This is a genomic window from Oleiphilus sp. HI0080, assembly GCF_001635135.1.
The window spans coordinates 1-9,047 of the sequence record NZ_LWFU01000372.1 but is presented as its reverse complement, the minus strand read 5'-3'; the positions used below and the strand labels follow the sequence as shown (position 1 = coordinate 9,047).

Annotated in this window: 10 protein-coding genes; 1 reads left to right on the top strand and 9 read right to left on the bottom strand. The window is 46.8% G+C overall.

Annotated features, from left to right (window positions below; all coding sequences use genetic code 11):
* From A3751_RS05890 to A3751_RS05875, 4 genes are all read right to left on the bottom strand, one after another.
* A partial coding sequence (locus A3751_RS05890; protein ID WP_156492278.1) for an aminotransferase class V-fold PLP-dependent enzyme occupies window positions 1-281 on the bottom strand: 281 nt, incomplete at its 3' end.
* 21 nt (window positions 282-302) lie between these two features.
* Window positions 303-764 carry a Fe-S cluster assembly transcriptional regulator IscR gene (gene iscR, locus A3751_RS05885; protein ID WP_068453331.1) on the bottom strand — a complete coding sequence of 154 codons (462 nt, stop codon included), beginning with the start codon at window positions 762-764 and terminating at the stop codon, window positions 303-305.
* A gap of 73 nt (window positions 765-837) precedes the next feature.
* A complete protein-coding gene (cysE, locus tag A3751_RS05880; protein ID WP_068453329.1) occupies window positions 838-1,611 on the bottom strand; it encodes a serine O-acetyltransferase in 774 nt (257 codons plus the stop codon).
* 4 nt (window positions 1,612-1,615) lie between these two features.
* Window positions 1,616-2,428 (bottom strand): RNA methyltransferase, encoded by an 813-nt coding sequence (locus tag A3751_RS05875; RefSeq protein ID WP_231871651.1) that lies wholly within the window; start codon window positions 2,426-2,428, stop codon window positions 1,616-1,618.
* 141 nt (window positions 2,429-2,569) lie between these two features.
* Here A3751_RS05875 and A3751_RS05870 point away from each other — a divergent pair, with 141 nt between their 5' ends.
* On the top strand, window positions 2,570-3,370 hold the full coding sequence (locus tag A3751_RS05870; protein ID WP_068453327.1) for an inositol monophosphatase family protein: 801 nt from the start codon (window positions 2,570-2,572) through the stop codon (window positions 3,368-3,370).
* A 63-nt stretch (window positions 3,371-3,433) separates the two neighbouring features.
* Here the strand turns inward: A3751_RS05870 and secF are convergent, their stop codons facing one another.
* The 5 genes from secF to queA form a co-directional block, all read right to left on the bottom strand.
* A complete protein-coding gene (gene secF / locus A3751_RS05865; RefSeq protein WP_068453325.1) occupies window positions 3,434-4,411 on the bottom strand; it encodes a protein translocase subunit SecF in 978 nt (325 codons plus the stop codon).
* A gap of 21 nt (window positions 4,412-4,432) precedes the next feature.
* Window positions 4,433-6,289 carry a protein translocase subunit SecD gene (secD, locus tag A3751_RS05860; RefSeq protein WP_068453323.1) on the bottom strand — a complete coding sequence of 619 codons (1,857 nt, stop codon included), beginning with the start codon at window positions 6,287-6,289 and terminating at the stop codon, window positions 4,433-4,435.
* A gap of 133 nt (window positions 6,290-6,422) precedes the next feature.
* Window positions 6,423-6,785 carry a preprotein translocase subunit YajC gene (yajC, locus tag A3751_RS05855; protein ID WP_082863079.1) on the bottom strand — a complete coding sequence of 121 codons (363 nt, stop codon included), beginning with the start codon at window positions 6,783-6,785 and terminating at the stop codon, window positions 6,423-6,425.
* Window positions 6,786-6,835: 50 nt separating this feature from the next.
* Window positions 6,836-7,969, bottom strand: a complete 1,134-nt coding sequence (gene tgt / locus A3751_RS05850) for a tRNA guanosine(34) transglycosylase Tgt (protein WP_068453320.1) — start codon at window positions 7,967-7,969, stop codon at window positions 6,836-6,838.
* Window positions 7,970-8,023: 54 nt separating this feature from the next.
* Window positions 8,024-9,047, bottom strand: a 1,024-nt coding sequence (gene queA / locus A3751_RS05845) for a tRNA preQ1(34) S-adenosylmethionine ribosyltransferase-isomerase QueA (protein ID WP_068453318.1), incomplete at its 5' end; no start/stop codon positions are given.

The window sequence follows — 9,047 nt, the reverse complement described above, 5'->3', positions numbered from 1 at the left end:
CTCTCATCACCCTTGCCCCGCAAATATTCTAACGCCCCTTTGATAGCGAGATTATTGGACTCGGTCGCACCACTCGTCCAGACAAGTTCGCGAACATCACAATGCAACGATTTAGCAATTGTCTTGCGCGCAGCTTCAACGGCTGCCTCCGCCTGCCAACCAAGCATATGTGAACGCGAAGCAGGGTTTGCGAAACATGTTCCAACCCCAAGATAGGCGAGCATTTTTTCAACAACTCGCGGATCGGCCGGCGTTGTTGCTGCATAATCTAAATAAATCATCTGTTACTGTGAACCAAGACTTTACTGTTCGGAATATATTAAACCGACCGTTGTATTTTGTCGCTCCGCGGTCTCAAGAACTTCGCTTTTTAGCATCAACTGCTCAAGGGTGATATCGTCTAAAAAAGAGTGTATCTGTTCACTTAAATCAGACCATAAATGGTGGGTAAGGCATTTTTGCCCTTGCTGACAATCGCCTTTTTGCTGACATTTTGTTGAATCAATCGATTCATCAACGGCATCAATAATAGATGCAATCGACGCGTCTCGTTGCATCTCGCCAAGTACATAGCCCCCGCCCGGACCACGGATACTTGATACGAGAGCCTTTCTCCGCAGCTTAGAGAACAACTGCTCTAAGTACGAGAGAGATATCCCTTGTCGAGCAGAAATATCGGATAAAGAAACTGGGCCGGCCTCACTATGCAATGCAAGATCGAGCATTGCTGTAACCGCATAACGACCCTTTGTGGTAAGACGCATAAACTGCTCATAACATAAAAATATCGGAAAATTATGTTATACCCGACTATAACAGTCAACTATTATACTCGCCTCACTTAGCTTGCTTGAAGCAATCCACATCCCGATCATCAATACTCTTAATTTCTTCTTTATCAAAACTTGAGTCTAACTTGCGCAATTCCTTACACATCTGATTCATACGTTCATCGACCAAATGCATATGATCGAGCATGCTGCGTAAAGACTTGGCTACGGGGTCTGGCATCTCCTCGCTCAACCCATAAGCATCAAAACCAAAATTTTCTTCCATTTTTTTCCGCTTATCTTCATCTACAGCCGGCATCTCCGAAACGGATTTCAATATAATCCGACCTGGAATTCCTACTACCGTCGCCCCCGCGGGAACCTCTTTCGTGACAACAGCATTCGATCCTATTTTGGCATTTACGCCAACCTCAAACGGGCCGAGCACTTTCGCACCGGCCCCAACCACAACGCCGTCAGAGAGGGTCGGGTGTCTTTTACCCTTATTCCAGCTAGTCCCGCCAAGTGTGACCCCTTGATAGAGCGTCACATCGTCGCCGATGACGGCTGTTTCCCCAATAACAACACCCATGCCATGGTCAATAAAAAAGCGCCGACCAATGGTTGCGCCGGGATGTATTTCGATTCCAGTAAACCAGCGACTGACAGAGGAAACAAAACGACCTAACCATTTGAACCCCCTACTCCAAAGCCCATGAGCCAACCGATGCATCCAAAGCGCATGGAGGCCAGGATAGTTTGTGAGTACCTCAAATGTATTTCTAGCTGCTGGATCACGACTGAATACACTCTTAATATCTTCCCTTACCGCATCAAACATGTCGTTACCTTTGTAATTTTTTCTCTACGCTTTTAAGTATACCCCGAAGGATATTAAGCTCCATTTTGTCCAACGTACGGCGCTGAAAAAGACGGCGCAGTCTCGGCTGAAGTTGACCCGGGTTTTGCTCATCATAGAAGCCCGTGCGCGTCATCACATTCGTAAGGTGCGACATCAAACCTTCGATATCCTGAGTAGAGCAAGGCTCAGCATCCCAACCTAGATCATCAGGCCCAAGAACCGATGCATCCAATCCACCATCCATGCATTCCAAGATCTGCATTCTCAATTCATAAGTCAGCACTTGAACCGCCATTGCTAAGTTTAGCGATGAATAATCGGGATTGGCTGGTATGTGAACATGTGCATTGCATTGATGCAGCTCTTCGTTGGTGAGCCCGCTTGACTCTCTACCAAAAACAAATGCCACTTTCGTTGGTAATGCCCCTCCATCCGACTCCGCAAGAAACCGCATCGCCTTCTGCGCCGTTTCTCGCGGATTCATGACGGGCCAAGGAAAGCTCCTCACTCGCGCGCTCGCTCCAACAACGTAATGGCAATCAGCAACGGCCTCACTAAGGCTACCAAAAACAGTTGCAGAATCGAGTACATCGCACGCGCCAGCCGCCCTCGCTACTGCGTCATCGGATGGAAAATCTTTGGGTGATACCAACTTCAAGGCTCCAAAGCCCATATTCTTCATCGCCCTTGCTACCGCACCGATGTTTCCAGAGTGACTGGTGTGCACAAGCACGATATCAATAAACTCGAATACATCAGGATGCCGCCCTGTCTCTTTATCGACCATTTCGGTCATTACCAAACAACCTTTGTTAAAAAATGAAGACTATACTCAGCACGAGAGTATATTCATTTATTGTGAACTACTCAGCTTTTTTGCTGCAATAACACAGGTTTTTGTTATCATGCCGCCACAGACTAGGACTAGGTGAAAAGAATGCAACCAATTTTGAACATTGCGCTACGTGCAGCACGCCAATTCAATGAATACGTGAATCTGAGCATCGACAGAAAAGAGCATGCGACCGCAGACTTAAAGGAAGATCTAAAACTTGTTCGACACCTTGAGGAAGTTTTGTTCAAAACGCTGATGGACGCCCTTAAAAAAGGCTACCCAAAGCATTACGTTGCCGAAATAGGTGAGCAAGTTAGCGACATTAAAGAGGACCTATGGCTTATTCAAGGTTTTGACAACGAACAGCACCTTCTTCGCAAAATCCCTCAAACTGTATACAGTTTCATCCACAAAAAAAATGGCAAAATCCATAGCGCAGTAATCGTTAACCCCTTCACTGGTGCTGAATACGTGGCCGTAAAAGGTGGTGGCGCAATCTTCAATGATCGACGATGTCGTGTCAGCGCCCAACGCCAACTGGAAGGTAGCTTATTTGCGACAGATTCATTAAACCAATTTGCTCAAGAGAGCGGAGACCATGTTGTATCAGATCTCGTGACCAGCATGGGCCAGGCAGGCATCAATGCCCGTGTTAGCGGCTGCGCTAACCTCGACCTTGCACAAGTTGCATCAGGCCAATTAGACGCAGCGCTTCTCACGAACGTGAATACGAACGATCTTGAAGCTTCTTTACTTTTGTGTGCCGAAGCCGGCGCCTTGGTGGGCAGTTTAAGCAACGGATTTATGAAATCGGGCGATAAAACCTTAGTCGTAGCCAACCCTAAGCTTTTCAAATCGACACTACAGCGCTTCTCTAGCTATGGGTCAAAATTGACAGCTTAAGTAATAACAAGGCACAAAAAAACCAGCCCTAGGGCTGGTTTTTTTGTGCCTCGAAAAGGAAACCTATGCTTTTCCTTCTCTCTCAGCACGACGACGATCCTGCTCTTCTAGTTTGCGAATATCGGCTTCGCTTGGGCCATCATCAACTTCACCCTCTTCTTTGTCGACTGCAGGGATGAGATCCTCTTTACTCACACCCATTGATAGCAAGACATTACTCGCCACATAGATCGAAGAATAAGTACCAACAACAACACCAATCAGCAAAGCCTTCGCAAAGCCGTTAATCATCTCACCCCCTACAATATAAAGCGCAACAAGCACCAAAATCGTAGTTAATGATGTCACCAACGTACGCGAGAGCGTCTGTGTCAGAGAGATATTTATCACCTCTGCCGAATCTGATTTACGAAGCTTTCTGAAGTTCTCTCGTATCCGATCGGATACGACAATCGTATCGTTCAGAGAATAACCAATCACCGCCAATAACGCTGCGAGTACAGTCAGATCAAAATCCCAACCAATGATTGAGAAGATACCAACAACGATAATCACATCGTGAATCAGAGCTGCAACCGCACCAACAGAAAACTTAAACTGAAAGCGGAGTGCTACGTATACCATGACGATTCCCAAGGCCAACAATAAACCTAAGCCGCCCTGCTCTCGGAGTTCTTCACCCACCTGTGATCCAACAAATTCAGCGCGTTCAAGCGTCACCGCATCACCAGTACCGGACAATACATTAAGAACTTGCTCGCCCACCTTATCGTCAAAGCCTTGAGATAAGCGAACTAACACTGAAGTATCAGCACCGAAGTTCTGAACGACGAGCTTGTCATAGCCAGCATCATTCAAGGTCTTTCTTACATCCTCGAGATTTGGTGCTGCTGCATACTCGACCTCAACTAAGGTACCACCAGTAAAGTCGAGCCCTAGCTGTAAGCCCTGCATCGCGAGCGAACTGAGAGATGCGATGAGAAGCAAAACCGAAGCAACTGCTGCGATTTTTCTCTTACCCATAAAGTCAATTGTATTCATTTCTTTCACCTTAACTACTCATCAACCTATGGATAACGTTTGAACTTTGCGAGAACCATACACAAGATTAGTAATCGCGCGGCTCAAGAAAATTGCAGTAAACATTGAAGTCAGAATACCCAGCGCTAACGTAACCGCGAAGCCTTTCACGGGCCCCGTACCAACGGCAAATAGTATAATTGCTGCTATAAATGTAGTGATATTTGCATCGAGAATTGCGACGAAAGCTCGACCGTAACCAGCGTCAATCGCGCGCTGCGGAGACAATCCAGCCTTTAGCTCTTCTCTTATCCGTTCAAAGATTAGAACGTTTGCATCCACAGCCATACCAACTGTCAAAACAATCCCGGCGATACCCGGCAACGTGAGCGTTGCAGAAATCATCGACATCAGCGCACACAGCAACACAACATTCACCAGAAGCGCTGCGTTCGCGATTAAACCGAAAACGCGATAGTAGATAAGCATAAATATGAGAACAAGTCCGAAACCGATTTGTACAGACAGAAGCCCGGCATCAATGTTCGCTTGACCAAGGCTTGGCCCAACAGTTCGCTCTTCAACAAAGTAGACGGGTGCCGCAAGAGAACCTGCACGCAATAACAAGGCAAGTTCAGCAGCCTCAGTCGGAGAGTCCAAACCTGTTATACGGAATGAGTTGCCAAACGCAGACTGGATTGTCGCGAGGTTAATAATGTTGCGGATCTCACGATTTCTTCGCTCTACAACCTCTTCACCATCGACCATTCTACGGCGAGTTTCAGACTTCTGCTCGATGAACAAAACTCCCATGCGTCGTTTAATCGAACGCTTCGTCACGTCCAACATCATCTTTCCGCCGTTACCATCAAGACTGATGTTTACCTGAGCAACGCCGTTTTCATCAAACCCTGCGTTGGCATTGGAAACATTACTTCCGGTGACAATAACGTCTTTCTCTAGAAGCGCGGAACGCCCTTCATCATTGCGGAATACAAATCGCTGTGTACTGCTACTTGGCGCTCCAGGCTTGCCTTCTAAACGAAACTCCAGGTTTGCTGTTTTACCAATAATACGCTTTGCAGTTGCCGTATCCTGAACGCCTGGAAGCTCAACAACGATGCGGTCCCTTCCTTGCCTTTGAACAAGAGGCTCCGCAACACCAAGTTCATTAACTCGATTTCTCAAGGTAATCAGGTTTTGTTGGACAGCATAGTCTTCAATATCTGCGATGCTCTGCTCAGACAGGCGCAACGTCAAATACGCCGCTTCGTCATCTTCTTCTGTCTCGCGCATGAATTCGCGATACTCTCTGGCAGCTAGCGCTTCTGCCTTGTCACGCTCCTCAGCCTGACGAAACTTAATTTTTATTGCGTCCAGGCCATCTAAACCAAACGCTCGGTATCGGATACGCTCTTCGCGAAGGACTGATTTAATTTCGCTCTCATAGACCGACAAGCGCTGACTTAGCGCTTTTTCCATATCTACTTCTAAAAGGAAGTGAACACCACCGCGTAAATCTAGACCAAGCTTCATTGGCCCCGCATTAATTGCCCTCAGCCAATCTGGCGTCGTCGGAGCCATATTCAGCGCCGCGATATACTCATCCCCCAAACCATCTCGAATTGCAGATTTGGCTGCTAACTGATCATCACTAGAGTTAAAACGCACCAGCACAAGACGATCTTGAAGCTCGATCTCTTTTGCAGAAATATTGGCATCTGCAAGCGCTGATTCGACAGTGCTGACAAGGCTGGCATCCAACTCTGTCGTACTTTGAGTACCCGTGACCTGAATAGCGAAGTCATCGGGATACAAGTTTGGAGATGCGTAGATACCACCCACCGCTAATAACACAGCAAGTAAGGCATATTTCCAAGCAGGATATTTATTGAGCATGTGAGCTCCTAATTACCTTTCTTTTCTTGTTCAATCACATGCAACTTGAGTTAGGCTTACTAAACAGGATTTAGAATTACTAAAAAGTTACTGCGCACTAAAAATGAAAAAGCCGGACAAAGCCGGCTATTTACTATAGACCCTTCAATGTTCCCTTAGGTAGAACAGAAGAAACGGCCACTTTCTGGATTTTCAATTCCACGCCCTCAGAAACCTCTACGGAGATGAAATCTTCCGATACTTTTGTGATCTTTCCAGCAATGCCTCCACTGCTGACAACCTCGTCACCCTTGCTCAAACTTGAAACAAGATTCTTATGCTCTTTGGCACGCTTTGATTGCGGGCGCCACATAAGGAAGTAGAAGATAAGAATAAAGCCACCAAAGAAAATAAGTTGCATGACGGCACTCGGCTCGCCTGGTTGTGCGGCGCCTTCCGCGAACGCTGCGCCAGACAAAACCATTAACGCCAAAAGTGTAATTTGTTTAATAAGCATGCTCATTTTCTTCCTCAGTATTAGTAACAAATAATTTAGTTTCGATTCGACTATTCGAATGCATCTTCCAATTCTAAAGGTGGGGTCTCAAGACCCCGCGCCCGATAGAAGGCGTCGACAAAGTCGGTCAATTTACCTTGTTCGATTGCTTCACGCAATCCGCTCATAAGATTTTGATAATATCGCAAATTATGGATGGTATTGAGCTGCGCCCCTAGCATCTCGCCGCAGCGCTCCAAGTGATGCAAATATGAGCGCGTAACATTTTTGCAGGTATAACAATCACATTCAGAATCAAGCGGGCTCATGTCGTGCCGATGCGTTGCATTTCGAATTTTTACAACACCATTGTGCGTAAACAGATGGCCATTACGCGCATTTCGTGTAGGCATAACGCAATCGAACATGTCAACGCCCCGCCGAACGCCCTCTACCAAATCTTCCGGCTTGCCAACCCCCATCAAATAACGAGGCTTGTTCTCCGGCATTTTATCGGACAAATGCTCTAGAATTCGCATCATATCTTCTTTCGGCTCACCCACCGAAAGTCCGCCAATTGCATAGCCATCAAAATCAATATCGCTCAAACCGGCTAAAGATATATCGCGCAGATCCTCATACATTCCACCTTGCACGATTCCAAACAAAGCAGAAGGGCTCTCGCCATGCGCGTCTTTACTTCGCTTCGCCCAGCGCAATGACAGCTCCATTGAATCCTTCGCTTCCTGCCAAGTTGCAGGATGGGGAGTGCATTCATCAAAAATCATGACGATGTCTGAGCCAAGTTTCCGCTGAACCTCCATCGAGATTTCTGGCGTCATCTCAACTTCTGAACCGTTAATGGGTGACTTGAATTTGACACCTTCTTCGGTAATTTTACGCAAGTCGCCAAGACTAAACACTTGAAAGCCGCCCGAATCAGTCAAAATCGGACCTTGCCACTGCACAAAGTCATGCAAATCGCCATGTTCCTCAACAACATCAGTACCAGGACGCAACATGAGATGAAAGGTATTACCCAGAATAATCTCTGCGCCAATCTCCTTTATGTCCCTCGGCAACATACCTTTTACCGTGCCATATGTTCCTACGGGCATAAATGTGGGTGTCTGAACCGTTCCCCGAGGAAACTTAAGCTCTCCACGCCGTGCAACTTTGTCTGTTTTTTTGACTTCGAACGACATGAAGCATTCAGGACGAGACATACCTTCTCCGATATAAAATTCTGGTGTAAAAAATTAACGCGTAGGCTCTAAGAACATTGCATCGCCATAACTGAAGAACCGATATCTCTCCTGAATAGCATGCTCGTAGGCGGCCATAATTGTTTTCTGTCCAGAAAACGCAGCCACCAGCATCAACAAGGTGCTTTGAGGCAAATGGAAATTGGTGACAAGCGCATCAACCGTTTTAAAAGAGTAGCCAGGGTAGATAAAAATATCCGTATCACCTTCAAACGCGCTTAATTCTCCACTCTGACTTGCCGCCTCAAGACTTCTCATACTCGTGGTGCCAACGCAGACGACACGTCCTCCGTTGCGCTTAGTGGCACTAATCGTATCCACTGTATCCTGAGAAACTTGTATCCACTCGCTATGCATCACGTGATCCTCAACCGTTTCAACCTTCACTGGTTGAAACGTTCCCGCGCCGACGTGTAGCGTGACATACGTCGTTTCAACGCCCTGCGCGGCCAAAGCGGTAAGCATCTCTTCACTAAAATGAAGTCCCGCTGTCGGTGCGGCGGCTGCCCCTGGCTCTTTGGCGTAGACAGTTTGGTAGCGGTCATCATCCAGCTTTTCATCGGCTCGATCGATATAAGGCGGCAATGGTACATGCCCTTCTCGATACAAAAGATCAAACACTTCTGAATCACACACACGTAATTCAAATAAAGCGCCCTGGCGACCAAGCATCTCTAACTCGCTGCCGCCTTCAGTAAATATCTTACTACCCGGCTTTGGGGACTTTGAGGATCTTACATGCGCCAAAAACCGATCTTCAGAAACTTTCCGCTCAAACAAAATCTCGAGAGCGCCGCCCGTCTCTTTTTTAGCGTACATTCGAGCCGGGACAACCTTTGTATTATTGAAGACCAGTAAATCGCCTTTGTTTAACAAGCTAGGCAAATCAGAAAAAGACATATCTTGTTTATTGCCACTTACTCCATCAACATGGAGCAATCTGCTTTGCCCACGCTTTTCTGGTGGGTACTTTGCGATCAGCTCCTCAGGAAGCTCAAAGTCAAAGTCGGATACCTTC

Coding starts and splice junctions, on each gene's coding strand:
- yajC (WP_082863079.1), bottom strand. CDS start 6,785: ATGCTTATTAAACAAATTACACTTTTGGCGTTAATGGTTTTGTCTGGC.
- iscR (WP_068453331.1), bottom strand. CDS start 764: ATGCGTCTTACCACAAAGGGTCGTTATGCGGTTACAGCAATGCTCGAT.
- A3751_RS05870 (WP_068453327.1), top strand. CDS start 2,570: ATGCAACCAATTTTGAACATTGCGCTACGTGCAGCACGCCAATTCAAT.
- secF (WP_068453325.1), bottom strand. CDS start 4,411: ATGAATACAATTGACTTTATGGGTAAGAGAAAAATCGCAGCAGTTGCT.
- secD (WP_068453323.1), bottom strand. CDS start 6,289: ATGCTCAATAAATATCCTGCTTGGAAATATGCCTTACTTGCTGTGTTA.
- tgt (WP_068453320.1), bottom strand. CDS start 7,969: ATGTCGTTCGAAGTCAAAAAAACAGACAAAGTTGCACGGCGTGGAGAG.
- A3751_RS05875 (WP_231871651.1), bottom strand. CDS start 2,428: ATGACCGAAATGGTCGATAAAGAGACAGGGCGGCATCCTGATGTATTC.
- cysE (WP_068453329.1), bottom strand. CDS start 1,611: ATGTTTGATGCGGTAAGGGAAGATATTAAGAGTGTATTCAGTCGTGAT.